Origin of the sequence: Parachitinimonas caeni (assembly GCF_030129945.1) — a bacterium.
GTDB lineage: Bacteria > Pseudomonadota > Gammaproteobacteria > Burkholderiales > Chitinimonadaceae > Parachitinimonas > Parachitinimonas caeni.
Map to the genome: position 1 here is coordinate 12,978 of NZ_JARRAF010000028.1, position 22,345 is coordinate 35,322.

Below are 22,345 nucleotides of genomic sequence, written 5' to 3' on the forward strand. Positions count from 1 at the left end.
ATTTAAATATTTGAATTGAACTTTAATCAATCGCAAACTGTTAAATTGGAGGGGCGATATGAATGCTCAGCAGCTGCGTGAATACGCAACCGAAGCATGGACTTATTATGGATTACTAACCATCGATACCCGGCGAATGAGGCACGACCCAGATAGCCATAATTTATGCACTGCAATTATCGAACACCCCGATGGTAGCATTTATAAATTTGCCGCCTATTCCAATCTGAGCGCACTGAGAGCCAGAAGATTTGCCAACTACGAGTTCGTTACGGGCAGTGACAGATCCATTATAAATAGAGGGGATAATAACTATCTTGATTTTCATACCGAGGTGCGCCTACTTAACCATGCTCATTCGCAAGGGGTACTGGCAGAGGGTGCGACGGTTACGCTATTCAGCACTCGAACAATTTGCCAGGGATGTCGCGAGGCGATGGTGATTGCAGCACAGGGCTATCAGAACAATATTACGGTCGCCGGGTATGAATTCAGGCATGAGGGAAATGATGAGTACCTCAGCACTATTTACCCAATGAATGGTTCCCCTCAATCCGGGACGAATCTCGGATTATAATAAATAGTCATAGTGCAAACCCGGTCATCAGGCGGCCATTTTAAATGGGAACCTCTGTTTAACAATCCTGATTTATTTAAATAATCCGCCTTATTTCCTATCTCATCAAGCATCACTGGAATGCAATGTCCGCATAGTCCTTCGATGTTGTCAGCATGGGGCTATACTGAAGTAGTTGAGGTTTATTTGGTTTAGCTCATTGGAGACGCCCCATGCCCATTCCTCCAGACTTCGAAGCGCAGATGCAGCTGTTGCGCGATGCCTATGCGCGGGAACTGCCAACCAAGCTTGATGATCTGGAAGCCCTGCTGCAAGCCGCCGCCGGCAGCGCAGATGCGGAATCGTTGGCACCCGTGCAAAAAGCGGCGCATTCGCTGGCCGGTTCGGGGGCGACTTTCGGTTTTGCACACATCACCCAGCATGCGCGGGAAATCGAGTATCTGATTGCCGACTTGCGCAAGCAGGCCGTGGTGATAACGCCAGCGGTTCTTGTTGATTTGACGCAGCGTATCGGCAGTTTGCGGGGTAATGAGGCGCCGCCGGCCTCGGCAGCCGTTGCGCCAGTTGCCGTCGTGGAGTCCCTCTCCAGTGTGCCGCAACCCTTGATCTACCTGATGGAGCGTGACGTGGCGCACGCCGAGGAGGTATCTCGCCAGCTGGGTTATTACGGCTATCAGGTGGCATGCCTGCCTGCTGACACCAATCTCGCAGCGCTGGAACCCGCCAGCCATGCCAGAGCACTGATCATCGACACCGAGCTGCTGCCGCGCAGTGAAGATTTTTTAAATAGCCCTCGCCCCCAATGCGTGCTGCCAACGTTTTTCATTTCGGCGAGTGACGATATGCAGGCACGTCTGCAGGCGGTGCGGGCCTGTGGTCAAGGATTCTTTGTTAAGCCTTTGGATATGAGCGCGGTAGCTACTGCGCTGGATTTATTGAAGGCTGCCGATCCACCAACCCCGCAACGGATTCTGATCGTCGAAGACTCGAAAGCAATGGCGGACTATATCGGCAGGATCTTGCAGGATGCCGGCTTTGATACCCGTGTCTTGACCCAGCCGTTGCAGGTGCTTGGGGTGTTAGCCGAGTTTTCGCCCGATCTGATTCTGGTGGATATGTATATGCCGGAGTGCAGCGGCGTCGAGCTGGCTGCCGTAGTCCGGCAACAGGATGCCTTTGTCAGCGTGCCGATTGTGTTTCTCTCAGGCGAGCAGAGTACCGAACGGCAGCTGGAAGCGATGGCGACCGGCGCGGATGACTTTCTGACCAAACCATTCCTGCCGGAGCAGGTGGTTGCTGCGGTCAAGCTGAGGGTGGAGCGCCATCAGGTGATCCGCCGCTATATTGAGCGTGATGGGCTGACTGGTCTGCTGAATCACACGCGGTTTACCGAAAGGCTGGATATTGAGGTGATGCGCAGCCATCGCACCAAACGCCCGATCGCGCTGGCAATCATCGACCTCGATCATTTCAAGCGGGTGAATGATACCTATGGGCATGTTGCAGGGGATCATGTCCTGCGGAGCCTGAGTCGCATGCTGTCGCGGCGTCTACGCCAGACGGATATTGCCGGGCGGCTGGGCGGTGAGGAATTCGGCGTGATCCTGACGGAAACCGATGCCCAGCATGCCCGTAAGGTGCTGGAGACCTTGCGCCTGGACTTCAGTCGTATTCAGCATTTGTCTGGTGGGCAGCCGTTTTATTGCACTTTCAGCTGCGGTCTGGCCGATCTCAGCCAGCGCCAGACGGCTCCCGCGCTGCTGGAAGCGGCAGATCTGGCCTTATACGAAGCCAAGCGTGCCGGGCGCGATCGGGTGCTGGTATTCGGCAACAAGCCGGCCTGAATGGCGCCCGGTGGCGGCTTGGGCCCTACCACCCTCCCCTACAGCAGTTGAATGCCAAACCGGCGTAGCAGCATGGCAAACAGCACAAAGCAGACCAGCGTCAGCAAGGCGCTAGCCAGCAGGGCCGGCCAGAATCCCAACCGGCTCTGCAAGGCTGGAAACAGCAGGAACATCGGCAGCGTAGGCACGACATACCAGAAGGTATACCAGGCATGATTGGCAATCCGCTCCGGAGTCTGGCGCTCTACCTGTAACCAGATCAGGGTCAGGATGGTGACCAGCGGCAATGCGGCAATCAGCCCGCCCAAGCGATCGCTCCGTTTGGCCACTTCCGAGATCACCACGACCAGCGCTGCGGTGATGCCATATTTGGTAATCAACCAGGCCATGATTCACCTCTTCCATCCAATTGCCATTGCGGGCCTTGCAAATTGAGCCCTATCAATGAAAAGAGCACCGACCAGCGGTGCTCTCTTTGCGCGAATGACTGGCAAACGCAGCGATTACAGCGCCTTGCCGTGCTCGGACAGGTAAGCCGCAACGCCGTCGGCGGTAGCCTTCATGCCGGCCTTGCCCTTGTTCCAGCCTGCCGGGCACACTTCGCCGTGCTCTTCGGTGAATTGCAGGGCATCTACCATGCGGATGGCTTCGTCGATGTTGCGACCCAGAGGCAGATCGTTAACAACCTGATGGCGAACCACGCCATTGCGGTCGATCAGGAAGGTGCCACGGAATGCAACGCCGTCGGCAGACTCTACGTCGTAAGCCTTGCAGATGTCGTGCTTGACGTCGGCCACCAGGGTGTAACCAACGGGGCCGATACCGCCCTTGTCTACCGGGGTGTTGCGCCATGCGGCGTGGGTGAACTGGCTGTCAATCGACACACCAATCACTTCAACATTGCGCTTCTTGAATTCTTCGAGACGATGGTCGAATGCCAGCAGCTCGGACGGGCAAACGAAGGTGAAGTCGAGCGGGTAGAAAAACACCACGGCATACTTGCCCTTCGCAGCTTGCGACAGGGTGTAGTTTTCTACGATTTCGCCATTGCCCAGTACGGCGGCGGCGGTGAAGTCGGGTGCTTGCTTGCCTACGAGAACAGCCATTTGCAATCTCCTGTTTGGGTCTTCAGTGAACAGCAGGGAAACGGATATATGGGGCCAGCGCACTCGCCACCACGCCCTTTACCCTTGGTTGGTGGCGGAATCTACTCGCCGGCTATCTTAGTGTCAAATTGATAATCAGCATGGTTTCAATAGAGAATCTCTATCACCCCAGCAAGCATTCCTGGCCTGCCTGACAATCTGGCCCTGATGGGCTCGCGCCCGCTTTCGCCGGCGTTATTGGCCGTACATGGCTTCAGCACGCTGGAACAGTACCCACGAGTTGACGATAGTCTTGTCGCCCGACAACGGGATATGCCCCTTGTGGGTATGGGTAAAGCCTGCAGGCGCAATCACCAGCCGCCCGGCTTTGGGCGCCACCTTGCGGTTCTGATAGAGAAACTCGGTCTCACCACCTTCGGTCACATCATTGAGGTAGTACTGGTATAGCAGAACCCGGTGCAAAGTCTCGCAGGTCTGGTTTTGCGGGTAGATTTCGGAATGCCAGTGGTGGTACCCCCCCGTCCCCTGCAGGTATTTCTGCACGTTGATAAAGGACAGGCGGTACATATGCTTGACCAGATCGGCCAGCAGGGGCACGCCCAGCCGATCGAAGTTTTCCGGCCCCAACACCGCAGGCTGGCCGCTTTCCGGATCGACGACCGACGGCGACAGCGCTCCCATCAGCAGAAAGCGATATTTACCCATGTACTCGCACATATAGCGCAAGGTGTTATCCGCCAGCTTTTGGCTGATGTCCCGCCAATCGGGAAAATTAGTGATAGTCAGGTCGTAGCTATCCTTCTTTTCTACGTCTACCCCATTGCCCGTCACCCCCCGACCGACATGCGGGCTGGCTTCAAAGCGCTGAAGAATCTCGGCGCACAGCTCTGGCGGCAGCGCGTTGTCGTAGACCTCGATGAAGTCATCCATTTTGCAGCTTCCCTCTGATTTATCGTTTGTATGGTTCGTTTGTATGGTTCGCGGTGGCTACGATGGCCAATATGCCCAAGCTCCAGCCGTACCTCGCACAGGGCGGAGAACTCGCCCCCTCGCGACCAGCAATGAAACGCCAGCAGCGCCTAGCCACCTTCCTGCGCAGGTTTCGCCGGCTCGTCCATCGTTAGCGCCAGCCCCATCTCAGCAGCCAGCTCCTTGGGCGATTTAGTATGAAAGATCAAAGACTGGCGCATATTGCCCTGGCGCAAAGACAGGCCGATGGTATGCGTGAGCTTGTCGTAATTGACCGAGAATTCCTGATCTTGCGTATTGTTTTCGGTCATCAGCGTGCCGGGGCGCTGGAAGATGTCACCAACCACTATGTAGCTGCACAAGGCCGAGGCATCGGCCTTGGCAATCAGCTCTTCCACAGGCACCTTATCAACCGTCAGATAGCGGGCTACCCGACCTTCCAGCTTTAACGCCTTGCAGGCTCCAGTAAGATAAGGGGGTTTCTTGTTGAATCCGAACAGGCCCATTTTGCAACCCTTTCATCGGGACCCGCTCGTTGACCTGACACCGCCTTTCCCGCCCCTGGCAAACCCGGCGAAACACAAGCTGCAAGCCATACGTCAACAGAGCCTAGCCCTCGCGGGTAACGCGCAATACTTCTTCCAGGGTGGTTCCACCCGCCAGCACTCGCCGCACCCCATCCTGCCGCAGGCTGATCATGCCCCGGCTACTGGCGTACTCACGCATCTTGTGCTCGGAAGCGGAATCGTGAATAAGGCGCCGCAGGGTGTCATCAATACTCAACAGCTCATACACACCGGCACGGCCCTTGTATCCAGTGTAGTTGCAGGCCGGGCAGCCGACTGCTTTATAAATGGGCTGAGGCTGGTTGAGGCCCAGCACTTCCATTTCTGTATGGTCCGGTTCGTAAGGCTGACGGCACTCGGGGCATAGATTTCGCGCCAGACGCTGTGCTAGCACGCCAATCAGGCTGGATGCGAGCAGAAAGGGCTCGATTCCCATATCCACAAGACGGGTGATGCTTGATACCGCGTCATTGGTATGCAGGGTGGCCAGCACCAGATGGCCCGTCAGCGAGGCCTGGACCGCTATCTGGGCTGTCTCCAGATCGCGGATTTCCCCGATCATGATCACATCCGGGTCTTGCCGCAGAATGGCGCGCAAGGCACGGGCAAAGCTCATTTCGATCCGTGAATTCACCTGAGTCTGACCTACGCCATCCAGGTCGTACTCGATGGGATCTTCAACCGTCATGATATTGCTGCGGGCGGCATCCATCTGCGCCAGCGCTGCATACAGGGTAGTGGTTTTGCCAGAACCCGTCGGCCCGGTCACCAGTACGATGCCGTGTGGCTGGGAAATCAGCTCACCAATTTCAGCGAGAGCACTCGGATTCATGCCCAGCTTGGCCAGATTGAGGCGGCCTGTTGATTTATCGAGCAAGCGCAGTACCGCACGCTCGCCGTGTCCGGTCGGCAAGGTCGAAACCCGCACATCCACAGGGCGACCAGCAATCCGCAGTGTGATACGGCCATCCTGTGGCAGACGCTTCTCGGAAATATCAAGACTCGCCATCACCTTGATCCGCGATACCACTGCCGCATGCAGCGCACGTTTGGGCTCAATCACATCACGCAGACGGCCATCAATCCGGAAGCGCACGACGGATCGCGTCTCAAACGGCTCGATATGAATATCTGACGCCCCTTCGCGCAGGGCTTCAGTCAGCAAGGCATTGATCAGGCGGATGATTGGCGCATCGTCTTCAGTTTCCAGCAGATCTTCAATCGCTGGCAGATCCTGCGCCAAGCGCGACAAATCAATGTCCTGCTCCAGATCCTCCGCAACCGTGGCCGACTGGCTATCGCTACGGCTGAACATCTGCCCCAGTCGGGTTTCGTATTCTTGCACCGGCAAATGAATCACGTTGACTGGCCTGCGCAACATGCGCCGCAGTTCCGCCAGCCCGGACCAGCCCGCGTCTTCGCGCATCAACACATCGACAGCGCCGTTCTCCTGCAGGCCCACATCAACCACGCCGCGATTCTTGGCGAACCCATAGCCAACCAGACGTTGATAACTCATTGGTTGCTGGCTCCATCAGCCAGTTTGGCGCCCTCCGACGGTGCTTCCTTCATCGCTGCCGGCTTGGTATCGGCGGGTTTGGCAGGTGGCAGCTCCGGAAGCTTGGCAGGCGCAATATCGGGCAGGAACAGGTGCTTTTCGTTGCTATAGCCCCCCTCTACCTGCCGCAGGCTCTGATAGCGATCGTTCGACAAGGTCTGAGCCGACTGGCTGTCACGCAGGATGATCGGGCGCAGGAACACCATCAGATTGGTCTTCTTGGTCGAACGCTTCTCATACTTGAACAGATTGCCAAGCAGCGGAATTTCACCGAGCAAAGGCACCTCGTTCTTGCCTTGCTCTTGTTGGTCTTCAATCAAGCCACCCAGTACCAGTACCTGCCCGTCATCAACCAGCACTTTCGATTCGATCGAACGCTTCTTGGTCGCCAAGCCCGCGCCGCCGGTGGACAGGCCCGTATCCACTGACGATACCTCCTGATACACCTGCATGGTAATGGCGCCGCCTTCCGATACCTGCGGCTTCACTTTGAGGGTAATACCAATATCTTTGCGCTCGACGGTGGTAAACGGGTTGGGGTTCGAGCCGGTTGAAGCCTGGGTTCCCGTTACAAATGGCACATTCTGGCCGATAACAATCTTGGCTTCTTCGTTGTCGAGCGTAACCAGATTCGGTGTAGACAGAATATTGGCTGCGCCATTGTTCTGAAGCGCAGTCGCCAGCGCACCAAGATTCGGTATCCGGCTACTATCCTTACCCAGCACCCCATTGAGCAACCCGAAGGTAAAGCCGCCCGGCAGCGGCGCCCCGCCCGCCTTGCCGGCCGCCAGATTGGCCAGCGATCCAGCTACCGTCTGGATGTCACGCGAACTATCGGCGCCAAAATTCCCCAACGAGGATGACCCCAGGCCAGAAATCGTGCCATTGCTGCCCGCAACCAGCCATTGCACACCGAATTCGCCAACTTTACCGACGTTGACCTCTGCAATCATCGCTTCGACATAAACCTGAGCGCGGCGTGCATCCAGCTTGTCGATCACCGCCCGCAGATTGTTGTACACATTATCTGGCGCGGTGATGATGAGCGAGTTGGTAGTAGGCTCGGCCTGGATTGCCACCCCCGGAGATACCGTACCGCCGCCAGTGCCGCCACCCGAACTCGCAGGGGCTGACGGGATCGGTGGGGAAATTCCGCCTGGTGTCGGCGCGGCAGGTGCCATGCTGCCGCCTGAAGGCAAGGCCGGGATTTCCGATCCGGTCAGGATGGCCTTCAAGGTACCCGCCAGGCGGGTCGCATCGGCGTTTTTCAAATAGACCACGCGGATATTGCCACCCGCACCCGGCTTATCCAGCATTTCAACCATCTTGCGAATCTGCTGGGCATGCGCCGAGGTCTCGCTACGAATCAACAGGGTATTGCCACGCGTATCTGGCACCACCACGCTCTTGCGAATCCCCTCCGCACCCACCATTGCTGGTGCCGGGGCGCCACCCGCTACCGTCACTTCCGGCATCAGGCGCGACATGGTCTGCGCTACTTCCAATGCCGATGCGTATTTCAGCGAGATCGAAATCAACTCACTCTGCGAGGGCTGATCGATATTGGCAATGATGCGATTGAGCCGGCGAACGTTATCGGCGTAATCGGTGATCACCAGCGTGTTCGAATTGGGATAAGCCGCAATCGTGTTATTGGGCGTAATCAAGGGTCTCAGAATCGACACCATACCAGCAGCCGACTCGTGCTTGAGCGGCAGAACCTGAGTGATGATGCGATCACCTGAAACATTCAGCTTGCGATCAGTGGTCAATCCCCAGTTCTGCTTGGCGTCGGCTTCCGGCAGGATCTTGATCACCCCTTCCGTCTCGACGGCAGTCAGCCCCTGCATGCGCAATGCGGACAACAACACGGGATAAACCAGATCTTTGGCCACAGGTGTCGATGACACAATATTGATCGTGCCCTTGGCCCGCGCATCCAGTACAAAATTCTTGCCCGTAATCAAACCAATGGCCTTCACCGTTGATTCGAGGTCGGAGTTGACGAAATTCAGCATTACCTTGTTATCGTCCGCCGCAATCGCCAACTGGCTGGCAACAAGCAGGGACAGGGCAATTTTCTTAAATGGTTTCATGAGTTTGCCGTTAGTTCTGAATGCTGTAAGCGAAAGAAAGGGGCCCACCGCGCCGCACCAGCCTTAAAGTGGCTTTGCGCTGCTGTCCCAGTGCCCCGAAAAGTACCGATATATCTGCCGGCCCTGCCAGATTCTGACCATTGATGCCCTTCAGGACATCTCCAGGCATGACCCCCATAGCGCGCAAAACCGGCTGAGCGGAAAGATCTTCAACCAGAATCCCGCCATCAGGCGCGGTGCCAAGTCCCTTGGCCAGCTCGACTATATTGAGTGACTGCAAACTCGCCGCCAGCGCCTTGCGACGCAATACCATGGGGGCGCCAGAGCTTCCGCCCTCAGGTTTGGCTACCGCCTCGGCTTTGGCAGGCGCCTCTTCCACCTTGCCGCTCGACACCACAGGTATTTCAACTGCTGGTTTGTCATCCAGCTTGATCCGCTCACGCCGGCCATTGTTGGAAATCAACACCTCATTCGCCGCAACGGATATCAATTCCACACCAGGCTGAATGCTCTCGCCTTCGCGTACTGCAGTCTCTTTGGGCTCCGCGCCCGAGAAAATGGCCGCAGCAGGCTGGGTCTTGGTTGCGGTTATGATGCCTCGCAGTTTGTACGGCAAGCTGGAATCAACTACCTCACCACTGGCAGCTGCAGCCTTGGACTGGCCGAATAAATGAAAGCCCGCCAATGCCTGACCTACGTCGGCTTGAACCACCCTGACCTGTCGCGGCTCGATTGCAACCGGCATTTTGGGTTTGGGTGCCAACAATAACCAGATCAAACCTGCCAGTTGCCAGGCGATGAGCCCCAACAACAACAGATTCAGCAGGCGATAGAACCAGGGAGATTTAGGTAGCGACAGGGTCATCGGCCTTACACGTTCTTTTTTGGATTATATATACCAACTGTCAGACCGCTATTTAACCGGTCACAGTTGCTGAACAAGCCCGCATTTATAGCAGCTTCCGCCATCGACGTGGATGCTTTCTCGATTTCCTGAGAAAATCCGCGAAAATTCGCATGCGTCTTACACCAGATTTTTATCAACACCACCTCAAACGTCAAAAAAATTTCACCCAGAACAAATACAACAACCAATTGATTAACAATCAATAACAGCAAAAATTACCTTGCAATTCAAAATTTATTTCACAAAAAGCATTGACAGAGGAAAGATCATCTGCTTTAATGCCGATCTCTCGACGCAGCGCTGACAGCAAAACAGCAGCAAGCGCAAAGCAACGGGTGGTTAGCTCAGTTGGTAGAGCGTCTGCCTTACAAGCAGAATGTCGGCGGTTCGATCCCGTCACCACCCACCAAGTAGCGTCGATTAAATACCGCACGGAGCGGTAGTTCAGTTGGTTAGAATACCGGCCTGTCACGCCGGGGGTCGCGGGTTCGAGTCCCGTCCGCTCCGCCAAGTTTCAGTAAACGCCTCGCCAAATGGCGCTGCGTTTTTTAATAAAGCAGGGTCTGATAAAAAATTTCAGGTATCTCTGTTTTATTTGCCGGGTGGTTAGCTCAGTTGGTAGAGCGTCTGCCTTACAAGCAGAATGTCGGCGGTTCGATCCCGTCACCACCCACCAGGTTTTGGTTGGAATTACAGTTTAGTTGTTTATACCGCACGGAGCGGTAGTTCAGTTGGTTAGAATACCGGCCTGTCACGCCGGGGGTCGCGGGTTCGAGTCCCGTCCGCTCCGCCAAATTATGCAGATTAAAGCCCCGGCAATTTGTCGGGGCTTTTTGCTTTGGACGATCAAAATGATCAACTTAAGCGCCCAGATTCCTGTTGCCGATTGCTGCGTCTGGTACTTTGTACGATTATCGCCACCCAAGCCAAGGAAAACACTCATTGGTTTTGCCATCGGCCCCTATCCCTTTCTACGCTCTTTATCATGACCGCCTCTATCCAGACACTCTCCCGTGCCGTTGACGGCTGCCTGATCCGAGACCGCCATTCCATCCGCCAGAAACTGCGGACGGCTCGAGAACGCGCCCAGAAACAACAAGATCATCAGAAGCTCCTTAGCGAGATTGAGGCGCAGATTACCGCCTCGCAAGGACGCGTTGCTGCCAGACAGGCCAAGCTACCCCTGCCAGAATACGATGACAGTCTGCCAGTCAGCCAGAAGCGCAAAGAAATACTGGCGGCTATTGCCAAGCATCAGGTCGTTATCGTCTGTGGCGAAACTGGTTCTGGCAAGACAACCCAGCTCCCCAAGATCTGTCTTGAACTCAAACGCGGCGTTCACGGGCTGATTGGTCATACCCAGCCTCGTCGCCTCGCTGCCCGTTCGGTGGCGACAAGAATTGCTCAGGAATTGAAAACTGAAATTGGAGATCTGGTTGGTTTCAAGGTCCGTTTTACGGACAAGACTTCTGATACCAGTCTGATCAAGCTGATGACCGATGGGATATTGCTGGCGGAAACCCAGAATGATCGCTTCTTGTCCCAGTACGACACCATCATTGTCGATGAAGCCCACGAGCGAAGTCTGAATATCGACTTCCTGCTTGGCTTTCTCAAGCAACTGCTTCCCAAACGCCCCGATCTGAAAGTCATTGTCACCTCAGCCACCATTGATGCGGACCGTTTTAGCCGGCACTTCGATGGCGCGCCAGTGATTGAGGTTTCAGGAAGAACCTATCCGGTGGAAGTCCGTTACCGTCCGCTATCGCGCCCTTTCACAGCGGCACAGAATGAAGACAGTCAGCGCGGAAGAGCTGCGCTGGACGATGACGACGCAGAGCTGGAAATGGAAGAGGCCGTTGTCGCCGCTGTCGAGGAGCTATGGCGCCATGATGGCGCGGGCGATGTGCTGGTCTTTTTGCCGGGCGAGCGAGAAATCCGGGAAACTGCCGAGCAGCTGAGAAAAGCGCGACTAATGGGGGCGGAGATCCTGCCATTGTTCGCCCGCCTGTCAGCCGAAGACCAGCAGCGTATTTTCAAATCGTCCGGCGGTCGCCGCATTGTGCTATCCACCAACGTTGCCGAAACATCGCTAACCGTGCCCGGTATTCGCTACGTGGTGGATACGGGCCTGGCCCGCGTTAACCGTTACAGTCCGCGAGCGAAAGTCGAGCAATTGCTGGTCGAGAAAATTTCCCAGGCTTCGGCCAGGCAACGGGCCGGGCGTTGTGGTCGCGTCTCGGCCGGGGTTTGCATCCGGCTGTATGACGAAGCAGACTTCAACGCCCGCGCACCATTTACCGACCCCGAAATCATCCGCTCATCGCTCGCTGCCGTCATTTTGCGGATGCAGGCACTGAAACTTGGCAAAGTGGAAGACTTCCCGTTTATTGAAGCCCCTTCCGGGCGATTGGTGGCCGATGGCTATCAGTTGCTGCATGAGCTAGGGGCCGTCGATGAACAAGGGGCGCTGACCAGCCTCGGTCGCGAGCTGGCACGACTGCCGATCGACCCCCGGATTGGGCGGATGTTGATTGCCGGCAGGGACGAGGGCTGCCTGAAGGAAATGTTGATCCTGGCCTCCGGTCTGTCGATTCAAGACCCTCGGGAACGCCCTTTCGAGGCGCGCGAGGCAGCAGATCGCGCCCAGCAACGCTTTGTTGATGAGAAATCGGACTTCGCCGGCTACCTGCGGCTCTGGGATTTTTTTGATGACGCCCTGCGCCACAAGAAGTCAAACCGCCAGTTGCTGCAGCTCTGCCATGACCATTTTCTTAGCTATCTGCGCTTGCGCGAATGGCGTGAGTTACATGGTCAGCTAGCCGAGATCGTGGCCGACATGAAGTACCGGATGAACGAAACGCCCGCCAACTACGAGGCGCTGCATCGAGGTCTGGCTGCCGGCCTGTTGGGCAATGTCGGCATGAAGCAGAGCGAAGATGAGGAATATCTGGGCGCTCGCGGCATCCGCTTCCATATCTTTCCGGGTTCTGCCCTCAAGAAGGCTCGCCCCAAGTGGATTGTGGCAGCCGAGCTGGTTGAAACCAGCAAGCTCTATGGCCGCTGTGTCGCAGCCATTCAGCCGGAGTGGCTGGAGAAAATGGCCAGCCATCTGGTCAAGCGCGACTATTTCGATCCTCATTGGGAGGAAGGTCCGGGCCAGGTGACGGCCAGCGAGCGGGTCAGCCTGTATGGCCTGCCCATCATCGCGCGGCGCCGGGTCCACTTTGGCCCCATCGACCCCGTCAAGTCGCGTGAAATACTGATCCGCGAGGCTTTGGTCGGCCAACGACTGAATACCCGCGCCGAGTTCTATCGCCATAATCAGAAATTGATCGCAGAAGTCGAAGAGCTGGAGCACAAGGCTCGGCGCCAGGATGTTTTGGTTGATGAAGACGCGTTGTTCGGTTTTTACGACAGCCGCGTACCTGCTGGTATTTTCAATGCCATCAGCTTCGAGGCCTGGCGCAAGGAAGCAGAAAAAGCCGACCCACGCCTGCTGTTTCTGACCCGTGAAGAGCTGATGCTGCATACGGGCAGCCATATTACTGCCAATCAGTTTCCGGTAACGTTGGTTGCGGGCCTGGATGCGGCAGGGGAACCGCTCGAATTGCCCTTGGCCTATCGCTTTGAACCCGGTCATGCGCTGGATGGCGTGACGGTCCAGCTACCGCTGCATCTGCTCAACAGCGTCAATGCGGCCCCTTTCGACTGGCTTGTGCCCGGCATGCTGCGCGAGAAGATCACGTTTCTGATCAAATCCCTGCCCAAAGCCATTCGTCGGCTGTGTGTGCCCGTGCCCGACTTCGTGACAAAAGCCATGACAGAACTGGATCGGGCCGACCTCACCGCCCCCCTGCTGCCACAGCTGGCCCAGGCCACCACCCGAGGCATCGGACAGCCGGTGTCAGCCGATGCATTTGATCTCGCAGACCTGCCCGCCCACCTGCAAATGAACATCCGTGTAGTTGATGATGCGGGGCAGGAGCTCGCTTGCGGACGGGATCTGGTCGAACTGCGCAATCGTCTGGGCGAAGCCGCACAGATGACATTCAGAGGGGTCGCCAGTGCCAAGCCGGGCAAACAGAAGGCTGCCAGCGGCCCGCAAATCGAGAAGGATGGTATTACCAGCTGGGACTTTGGCGATCTGCCAGCCAAGCTGGCATTTGAGCGCCAGGGCGCCAAGCTGACCGGCTACCCGGCACTGGTGCCACTCGAAGCCGCCTGTGCCGTTCGCCTCTACGACACCGAAGCGATTGCGGAAGCAGAGCATCGGCGCGGTGTAATACAGCTGATGCGGCTGGAACTCAAGGAACAGGTCAAGCAGTTGCCCAAGACCTTCAGCCAGTTCACCCAGCTGGCCTTGCAGTTGCGGCATGTCGCCAACAGCGATGAACTGATGGAAGACCTGGTAGCTTGCGTGTGTGATCGCGCCTTTATCGGGGAAGATGCCTTGCCGCGCAGCAAAAAGGACTTTGATAACCAGAAGTCCCGCGCCAAGACCCGTTTACCCGCCGTGCGCGATGCCGTCATGAAGACGCTGACCGAAATCGCGATCGAGTGTCAGGCTCTGCAGGGCGCGCTGGCCAAACCCGTGCGCTTGCAAGCAGAGCTGAAACAGCAGTTATCGAGACTGGTCTACAAAGGCTTTCTGAGTGCCACGCCGTGGGAACAGTTGCCGAATCTGCCGCGCTATTTGAAGGCGATGCGCATGCGACTCGACAAGTATCCCGGCAACCCGGCGCGTGATGAATTACGTAGCGCAGAAGTGGCGGCGATCTGGAGCCGCTGGGAAGCCGAACAGGAAAAGTGGCGCAAGGCCGGGCGCGACATCACGCCCTTGCAGCCGTATCGCTGGATGATCGAGGAGCTGCGCGTTGGTTTGTTTGCACAGGAACTACGGACACCCTATCCGGTATCGGTCAAGCGTCTGGACAAGCACTGGGCAGAGCTGACACGCAGCTAGGGGTGGGGGCGGATTAGCAGGCTAAATCAGCGCCCCCCAACGACGCCACGCCTCAAATATCGACCCGGCCTGCGTGGCTGTTGCCGCAAAGCGCCTTACGGCCACGGCATCCCCCTCGCGAGGACGAAGGATTTCGTCGGATTTAGGCCTGCTGTCGCGTTGACTGCCAGGCTGTTGGCTTGCAACGCAAGCCAACAGCCTGCGCGCCAAGACGGCAAACCGCTTGGCTTACCACTAAGCGGCGCACTTTTCGCCTTGCAGCAGGCCCAAATCCGACGAAACGCGATCCGAAAACAAAACGTCAACAGAGCCTAGGCCAAGGCTAGCTGCGAAATCTTCAAGGCAGTGAACTCACCATTGCCGATCGGAATCAAGGAAGTAATGAAGCGCTCGTCGGCGCTGATGGCTGCCATAAACGACTGCAGCTCGGTCTGATGGGAAATCGCATTATCTACAACCAGCAGACCCTGACGCGACAGCACCCTGTCCAGATGCGGCCACCAGCTGCTGTATTCGCTACGTTCCGAATCGAGGAAGAGAAAGTCGATGCTGCCATCCGCCAGGTCAGCCAGATACGCGCCAGCGTCTGCGTGGATCACCTCAATCGCCCCAGTCAGACCACACTCAGCAAAATTTGCCTGGGCCAATGCCAACTTGTCCTCTGCGCACTCCACCGTCGTCAAGCGCGCGCCAATGGCCATCGCTGCTTTGGCCAGCCAGATTGTGGAATAGCCGTTGGACGTGCCGATTTCCAGAATTTGCTCGGGCCGACTGCTGCGGATCAGCAGTTCCAGAAATGCGCCGGTCTCTGGCGTGATATTGAGCATGCGCTCATGGCGGACAGTGTGTTCACGATCATTCTGCTGACCGAATCCATACAACTCAGCCAGAAAGTCATTCAAGGATATCGCCATGACCCCTTCCCTCTCACACAACAAACCGTCTGCTTAAGCCGGCCGATTAATAAAGCGCTGGTACACGGGCGCCGGCACGTAGTTGCGCAATACATCCTGCCAGCCCTCAGGGCCCACCAGCCCCTTTACCATGGTGGAACTGACTTCAGCGATTTCACGCGGAGGCATAAGAAATACGGTGACAATGCCCGATACCAGATCGGAATTCACATAGCGCATGGTGCGTTCGAATTCGTAATCACTGGCTGTGCGGATGCCACGCAAAATATAGTTAGCCCCGACGGAACGGGCGTAATTCACCAGAAACTGGTTTTCGAAACTGGCGACTTTGAGATTGGGCAGATGGGATGTGGTTTCGCGCAGCATCGCTTCGCGTTCTTCCACGCTGAAGGTGCAACGCTTGTCTGGATTGATACCGATGGCGACGATCATTTCGTCGAATAGCTGATAGCCCTGCTCTATCATCCACAGATGGCCGTTGGTGACCGGATCGAAGCTGCCGGCATAAACGCCTCGTTTCATCTGGAACTCCCTCGTTTTTGTTAGGCGAGATTGCGCGCCACTATAGCATGCCTCAACCGCGTTTTTGCGGCGCAACAAGACAGTTCAGCCCGCCCCAGCTTTCAATAACGGCGCCAATTTCTGCCGCTCGGTAGCCAGATGCCGCTCCAGAGTTGCCATAAGCGTCCTGAAACGGGGCTGTGCCTGGAACTCGGCCCATATTGGATCTACCCGCAAGGCCCGCCGTTCGCTGAAACCCAGCGCCAAAGCCCGTTCTAGAGCCATCAGCGCCGCATCGGCTTGCTGACCGTGCGCCAGAGTCAAGGCTAGCTGGTACTGACGCTCTGCATCTTCAGGCGCCATGGCAGCGCGACTCTGAACTTCGGCCAGCAGCGTAGCGGAAGGTCGGCCGGGTTCCAGCAAGGCTAGTCGCAGACTGGCGTAAGCCGCATCATCGCCCTTGCCCATCTCGGCAGCCCGCTGGTAATAGGTGCGCGCTGCCGGTCGTTCGCCCCGATACATCGCCAGATCTCCCCGCTGATTCCAGGCGGGGGCGTAATCCGCATGTCGTTCGGTCAGCCACTGGCACTCTGTAGCCGCCCGGGCCAATTCGGCTGCCTCAACCAGATAGCCACAGAAGATGGTCTGAGTAATGGCGCTATCCGGTGCATGGCGACGTACCTGATTCAATACCTCTCCCGCCTGCTGCAGATAACCCGCCCCCATCAAAACCTGGGCCGAAATCAAATACGCATAGGGGTCCAAGGGGTCTAACAGACTGGCACGACGGGCCGTCTGATAAGCCTCGGCCAGCCTGCCGGCATCGCGCAGGACAATCGCTTCGTTGACCAGTGCATCTGCATAATTCGGACTGAGCTGGCTGGCTCGGCGGTAGCTTTCCAGCGCCAGCTTGCGATGTCCTTGCAAGTCCAGCGCCAGGCCTCGTGCCTTGTGGGCTTCGGCCAACCCAGGTGCGACGGCAATGGCGGCCTCGGCATAGCGCAAAGCCTCGGCCAGCTGCTCTCGTGGTGCCCCAAACTGATAAACCGCCTGCGAAGTCGCATCCGCCAGCCCGGCCAGTGCCAGCGCATATGCGGGCGAACGTACCAGACTGGCTCGAAACAGCGCCTGAGCGGCGGCGTTGTCGGCAGCGGTGTAGCGCATATAGCGCTGACGCCCTTCCAGATAGTAGCGATACGCGTCTTCATCAGTCTGCCCAACGGGCAGGCTGGCCAGTCGAACGCCCAGTACTGCCGCGACCTCTGCAGCAATGTTCTGTTCCAGCAGCAGCAAGCCCCGCCCGTCTCCATCAAAGCGCTGGCTCCAGCGTACTTGCTCGTTGCGGGCATCAATCAACCGCAATGTCACTTCCAGATGCTGGGCTCGCCGCCTGACGCTCCCTTCCAATACCGTACCCACACCCAGCTCCGCCGCCAGCTCGGCAACCCGACGGGGTCGGTGCTTGAAGCTCATCGCGGTAGTACGGGCGATAACCTGCAAACCCGGCGTCTTTGCGAGATTCTGGATCAGTTGATCGGTCAGTCCATCTGCCACAACCTGGTCTGCGGTCTGGCTCGATAGCAAGGTTAACGGCAGAACGATCAATCTTCGGGGATCAGGCTCTCGTGTATCAGCAGGCCGAAACGACAACCACGCCAGCACCAGCAATACGCCTGCCAGCAGCCACATCATGCCCATGCGCCAACTTGGCCAAAATCGTGGCCGAGAGATTGCAGTGACCTGCGCTGTCGCCTGGGCAATCGCAGCCGTTGGCGCTGCCGTCATCGGCTCGACCGCCACCCTTTGCACCGCTAAGGCTTGTGGTCTCTCCAGCAGACGGTAACCACGCCCCCGCACCGTAGCGATGTAACGCGGTGCTTCACGGCTATCTTGCAGGGCCTTGCGCAGCAGTTTGATGCGCTGCTGCAAGGTTTCATCCGTCACGATCTGATTGGGCCAGACTTCGGCCATCAAGACATCCGCCTCCACCAGATCACCTGCCCGTCGCGCCAAAGCCAACAGCAGCGCCAGCGACAGTCCCGGCAAGGACACACTTTCCCCAGTCCGCGTCAACGTGCCTTGACGCACATCGACCTGCCACTCCCCCAGCTGAAACTGGGATGGCAAGTCAATCATGATGGGCAGGTCAGGCATGCTGATTTGTCTAGACAAGAGTGAAGGACCTGCGATTACAAACCGAAGCACGCATAGATGCAAGTGTTTGAACAATTAGTGTTTTCGGAAAGCTTCAGGAAAGCTTCAGGCAATCTTCAAGCAGGGAGGCTCAGACTGTTGAACGATGCCTCCCGCACTGCCGATCGGGTGAATGGCTGCCATCTGGCGGCGGGCTGTTGCCATGGTGCGACGACGCAATAGCTGCGAACCGTCATCAACTCGTATCAACACCCCTGCACACTGCCGGGCAGTCCAGGTAAAGCCTGCCCGGGACTCGGGATTACAGCCATGCCCACTGCATTGCCACGACAAACTTACAACTGACCTACACACATGAGACTTCTTGCCTTATCTGCCCTGCTCGCACTCTCGGCCCACGCCGGTGAATTGAAAATCCACGCCATCAATGTTGGCTGGGGCCAATCCGTCTTAATCGAAGGCCCCAACGGCACAAAACTGCTGTTTGATGCCGGCCTTGAATCAAAAAAGGATGTTGTCAGCAATTACCTGAAAAAGCAGGGCATCAACCAGCTCGACTACTTTCTACTCAGCCACAATCACGCCGATCACGGCGGCGCGGCGCAGCATATCGTGCGCGACTTCAAGCCCCGTCAGAGCTTCTACAGCGGCTCACCCCACAATGCTGAAGCAACCTTCATGCGTAACTGGTTCGCCGCCTACAAAGAGACCGGCAGCGATGCCCCCAAAGCCATGCCACTTGGTCACCGTATTGACCTCGGCGATGAGGCAAGCGCAACGGCCATTGCCGCCGATTGCCATGTGATGCATGAAGACGCTGTGGTAGCCACCCTGCAACAAATGCAGCCCGACTACCGGATGCCGGACTGCGACCACATCAACGACTCTTCGCTCGTCATTCTGGTGAAATACCGGGGGTTTGATTATCTGGTGAGCGGTGACCTGGGCGGCCATCAGCAAAATGGTCAGGAGGACTTCGAGACACCGGTCATTACCTCGATACAAGTTTCCCCCGAGCCTTGGGTACGCACCCCGCTACGCGGCATCGACGTTCTGCACCTTGGTCATCACGGCTCAAAAACCAGTAGCAATCTGAATTACATAGATCTGGCCGGGCCGGAAATCGCGCTGGTTTCGGTTGGCCCCAACCAGACACATGGTCTGCCCAATACTGAATCCATCACCCCTCTGTTGGACCGGCAGGTCAAAGTCCTGCAAACCGATGAGGGCCGCCTGACCGACAGTCGAACCTATCGTGGCGGCGCCGTGGTGGGCCACATCACCATCAAGACCGATGGCCTGCGTTATCAGGTCAGCGCGGACCCTTCGGGCATTGATACCGTTGCACAGCCGCCCGTGCAGTCAGAAGCCGCCAGCATGGGCTTGCCGCTCGATCTGCCAGTAGATGGCGATAGCGCGGGCCCGCTACCACCTGTTGATCAGCAGGCACCCACCGTGAGCCTCCTCCTGTCGGAAAATCAGCAGCAATACTTGATGCAGGCTCAGGTCAGTGATGACATCGGCGTCAGTCAGGCCGCATTTCTGCTGGATGGTGTAGTGATTGGCCAAGTTACGCCAGAGCAGCCCCTGAAAAATGGCCAGCTCGAATTCAGCTTTGATGGAAAAGTTTTGGTACCCGGCAAACATCTGGCGCAGGTAAAGGTACAGGATGCTTCAGGCAAGCAAGCGATCTCCACCGCCATCGAGTTGATGATTGCCGAGCCAACCCCAACCCCCGTGCAACGTCTCGAAGAAATTGAGCCCAATGACAGCCAGGCACAAGCCAATTCGGTGGCGGGCGCAGTCAATCGCATCATCGGCTTCTTCCCCAAGGCTGCGGATACTGCCGACTGGTACACCCTGACAGTGGCCGCCGGCACCCAGCTCAATCTGAACATGACCGGCCCGACGGCCTCCAGCCAGAATTACAACCTTTACCTGTACGGAAGCACGGGCAACCTGCTGGCCAAATCAGAAGGCAAAGGCACAACCGAAAGCCTGAGTTATCGCAATAGTGGCAACACGGCCCAGACAGTCAGCATCAAAGTCAGCCGGGTCAGCAGCTATAGCCGGGTAACGCCTTATGAAATCACCGTCACCCGCTAACTGACTGTGTCGCGTGGCATGCGCACGCATCACGCCAGCCTGTGCCCCCTTCCGCTTGTAAGCACCCTCAAAAAGAAAAAGCCCGCCATTGGTTTGGCGGGCCTTTTCGTATTTTCTGCACTCAGGTGTTGATCTCTTCAACCCTGTGGCAAGCCACTTTGCGCTGATCAATCTCGCGCAGCTGCGGTACCTCCTTAGCGCAGCGCTCGACGGCATAAGGGCAGCGCTTGTGAAAGGCGCAGCCGCTTGGCGGATTGAGCGGGCTAGGTAATTCACCCTGGATCTTGATCTTGATCTGACGATCTTCAGGATGAATCGCCGGCGTCGCAGACATCAGCGCCTGGGTATACGGGTGCATAGGACGCTGGTAAATACGTGACTTCGCGCCATACTCCACCGCCGAGCCGAGATACATCACCAACAGATCGTCTGCGACGTGTTCGACCACAGCCAGATTATGCGAAATAAACACATAACCCGTGCCGTACTGGTCTTGCAGATCCATGAACAGGTTCAGAATCTGCGCCTGAATGGAGACGTCCAGTGCAGAGACCGGCTCATCGGCAACCACAATCTTCGGATTCAGAATCATGGCGCGGGCGATTGCGATACGCTGGCGCTGGCCCCCCGAGAACATATGAGGGTAGCGATGCGAGTGTTCCGGCCGCAAGCCAACGGTTGCAATCATCGCGCGGATACGTTCATCCCGCTCGGACTTGCTCAAAGTGGTATTGATCTTCAGCGGCTCATCGAGCATCGCGCTAATCTGCTTGCGCGGATTAAGCGAAGCAAACGGGTTCTGAAACACCATTTGCACTTTGGAGCGCATGTTGCGAATCGTGCCTTTGTCGGCAGAGGCGACATCCACCCCATCAATGGCCAACTGACCAGACGTCGGCGGCTCGATCATTGTCAGCTGTCGAGCCAAAGTAGACTTGCCGCAGCCAGACTCCCCGACAACCGCCAATGTACGGCGTGCCGACAGTTCGAATGAGACACCGTTGAGTGCTTTAACCGTCGCATGGCCTTTCATGAAACCACGCGAAACTTGATAGTGACGGGTCAGGTCACGGGCCACCAGCAGGTTGGTTTTGCTTTCAGACATGGCGGGGATTACCTTCTACGTCTAGCGGGGTGAAGCAACGGACACGCGACTCAATACTGCCTTCCAGCACGGGGCGCTTACTCCGGCAAAGGTCATTGGCGTACTTGCAGCGCGGCGACAGCAGGCAGCCCTGTGGCCGGTCGTACTGGCCCGGAACAATGCCCGGCAAAGTAGTCAGACGCTTGGCGCCCTTGCTGTGCTCGGGAATGGCGGAAAGCAGCGCTGCGGTATACGGATGGCGGGGCGTGCGGAAGATGGTAGGCACCTTGGCCTCTTCCACCACCTGACCGGCATACATGACGCAGACACGGCTGGCGACCTCTGCGACCACGGCCAGATCGTGCGTAATCATGATCAGTGCCATATTCAGGTCTTTCTGCAGCTTGACCAGAAGATCCATGATCTGAGCCTGAATGGTCACATCCAAGGCCGTCGTCGGCTCATCGGCAATCAGCAGTTTGGGCTCACACGAAATGGCCATGGCAATCATCACCCGCTGATTCATCCCGCCCGACAGCTGGTGCGGGTAGGCACTCAGACGGTTCTTGGCGTCGGGAATCTGTACCAGTTCCAGCAACTCCAGAGCACGCTTGTCGAGGGCCGCACCTCGCAAACTGGTATGCGCCTTCAAGGCTTCCTTGATCTGAAAACCAACCGTATAGCTGGGGTTCAAGCTGGTCAGCGCATCCTGGAAAATCATCGAAATGTCTTTGCCGACGATTTTGCGACGCTTGCTGTCAGAGAGCCCTAGCAGATCCTGGCCATCAAACTTCAGCTCGTCGGCCATCACACGACCAGGGGCATCAATCAAGCCCATCAGGGCCATCATGGTGACGCTCTTGCCTGATCCCGACTCACCGACAATGCCAACAATTTCACCACGGTCGATCTGAAAATCGAGACCATCCACAGCGGGGAATGGGTGTGCATCGCTGCCGAACACCACGCGCAGATTGCGAATATTCAAAATGCTCAT

At 57.0% G+C, this 22,345-nt stretch carries 16 protein-coding genes and 4 tRNA genes; 8 read left to right on the plus strand and 12 right to left on the minus strand.

All coding sequences use genetic code 11. The features are described 5' to 3' along the window. Positions 1-58: 58 nt before the first annotated feature. Positions 59-577, plus strand: coding sequence for a hypothetical protein (locus PZA18_RS18145; protein ID WP_284102288.1), 519 nt, complete (start codon positions 59-61; stop codon positions 575-577). A 212-nt stretch (positions 578-789) separates the two neighbouring features. Then, on the plus strand, positions 790-2,421 hold the full coding sequence (locus PZA18_RS18150; protein ID WP_284102289.1) for a GGDEF domain-containing response regulator: 1,632 nt from the start codon (positions 790-792) through the stop codon (positions 2,419-2,421). A gap of 38 nt (positions 2,422-2,459) precedes the next feature. Here the strand turns inward: PZA18_RS18150 and PZA18_RS18155 are convergent, their stop codons facing one another. From PZA18_RS18155 to PZA18_RS18185, 7 genes are all read right to left on the minus strand, one after another. Continuing rightward, complete coding sequence (locus PZA18_RS18155; RefSeq protein ID WP_284102290.1) at positions 2,460-2,810, minus strand: DUF3147 family protein; 351 nt, start codon at positions 2,808-2,810, stop codon at positions 2,460-2,462. 114 nt (positions 2,811-2,924) lie between these two features. Beyond that, entirely contained in the window at positions 2,925-3,527 is a 603-nt protein-coding gene (locus tag PZA18_RS18160; RefSeq protein ID WP_284102291.1) for a peroxiredoxin, read from the minus strand. A gap of 234 nt (positions 3,528-3,761) precedes the next feature. Then, complete coding sequence (locus PZA18_RS18165; protein WP_284102292.1) at positions 3,762-4,457, minus strand: 2OG-Fe(II) oxygenase; 696 nt, start codon at positions 4,455-4,457, stop codon at positions 3,762-3,764. Between the two features lie 149 nt (positions 4,458-4,606). Continuing rightward, positions 4,607-5,002: a hypothetical protein gene (locus PZA18_RS18170; RefSeq protein ID WP_284102293.1), complete on the minus strand. Its 396-nt coding sequence runs from the start codon at positions 5,000-5,002 to the stop codon at positions 4,607-4,609. A 103-nt stretch (positions 5,003-5,105) separates the two neighbouring features. Further along, the gene (gspE, locus tag PZA18_RS18175) at positions 5,106-6,581 is read right to left on the minus strand and encodes a type II secretion system ATPase GspE (protein WP_284102294.1); all 1,476 of its coding nucleotides are present in this window, start codon (positions 6,579-6,581) and stop codon (positions 5,106-5,108) included. Beyond that, on the minus strand, positions 6,578-8,716 hold the full coding sequence (gene gspD, locus PZA18_RS18180; protein WP_284102295.1) for a type II secretion system secretin GspD: 2,139 nt from the start codon (positions 8,714-8,716) through the stop codon (positions 6,578-6,580). Before gspD ends, gspE begins: the two co-directional genes overlap by 4 nt. Positions 8,717-8,726: 10 nt before the next feature. Then, entirely contained in the window at positions 8,727-9,581 is an 855-nt protein-coding gene (locus PZA18_RS18185) for a type II secretion system protein N (protein ID WP_284102296.1), read from the minus strand. Positions 9,582-9,956: 375 nt separating this feature from the next. Here PZA18_RS18185 and PZA18_RS18190 point away from each other — a divergent pair. From PZA18_RS18190 to hrpA, 5 genes are all read left to right on the plus strand, one after another. Next, positions 9,957-10,032 (plus strand) — tRNA-Val (locus tag PZA18_RS18190). A 24-nt stretch (positions 10,033-10,056) separates the two neighbouring features. Continuing rightward, positions 10,057-10,133, plus strand: a tRNA-Asp gene (locus PZA18_RS18195). 90 nt (positions 10,134-10,223) lie between these two features. Beyond that, a tRNA-Val gene (locus PZA18_RS18200) sits at positions 10,224-10,299 on the plus strand. A gap of 40 nt (positions 10,300-10,339) precedes the next feature. After that, a tRNA-Asp gene (locus PZA18_RS18205) sits at positions 10,340-10,416 on the plus strand. 192 nt (positions 10,417-10,608) lie between these two features. After that, entirely contained in the window at positions 10,609-14,589 is a 3,981-nt protein-coding gene (hrpA, locus tag PZA18_RS18210; RefSeq protein ID WP_284102297.1) for an ATP-dependent RNA helicase HrpA, read from the plus strand. A 311-nt stretch (positions 14,590-14,900) separates the two neighbouring features. Here the strand turns inward: hrpA and PZA18_RS18215 are convergent, their stop codons facing one another. From PZA18_RS18215 to PZA18_RS18225, 3 genes are all read right to left on the minus strand, one after another. Further along, a complete protein-coding gene (locus PZA18_RS18215) occupies positions 14,901-15,503 on the minus strand; it encodes an O-methyltransferase (RefSeq protein WP_284102298.1) in 603 nt (200 codons plus the stop codon). Between the two features lie 33 nt (positions 15,504-15,536). Next, a complete protein-coding gene (gene coaD, locus PZA18_RS18220) occupies positions 15,537-16,025 on the minus strand; it encodes a pantetheine-phosphate adenylyltransferase (protein WP_284102299.1) in 489 nt (162 codons plus the stop codon). 84 nt (positions 16,026-16,109) lie between these two features. Further along, entirely contained in the window at positions 16,110-18,158 is a 2,049-nt protein-coding gene (locus PZA18_RS18225) for a winged helix-turn-helix domain-containing protein (protein WP_284102300.1), read from the minus strand. A gap of 354 nt (positions 18,159-18,512) precedes the next feature. Between PZA18_RS18225 and PZA18_RS18230 the strand changes: the two genes are divergently transcribed. Next, positions 18,513-20,264, plus strand: a complete 1,752-nt coding sequence (locus tag PZA18_RS18230; protein ID WP_284102301.1) for an MBL fold metallo-hydrolase — start codon at positions 18,513-18,515, stop codon at positions 20,262-20,264. Between the two features lie 121 nt (positions 20,265-20,385). Here PZA18_RS18230 and PZA18_RS18235 read toward each other — a convergent pair whose 3' ends face one another. Together PZA18_RS18235 and PZA18_RS18240 are read right to left on the minus strand one after the other, a co-directional pair. Continuing rightward, entirely contained in the window at positions 20,386-21,369 is a 984-nt protein-coding gene (locus PZA18_RS18235; protein ID WP_284102302.1) for a peptide ABC transporter ATP-binding protein, read from the minus strand. Further along, positions 21,362-22,345 carry an ABC transporter ATP-binding protein gene (locus PZA18_RS18240; RefSeq protein ID WP_284102303.1) on the minus strand — a complete coding sequence of 328 codons (984 nt, stop codon included), beginning with the start codon at positions 22,343-22,345 and terminating at the stop codon, positions 21,362-21,364. The genes PZA18_RS18235 and PZA18_RS18240 overlap by 8 nt, the downstream gene beginning before the upstream one ends.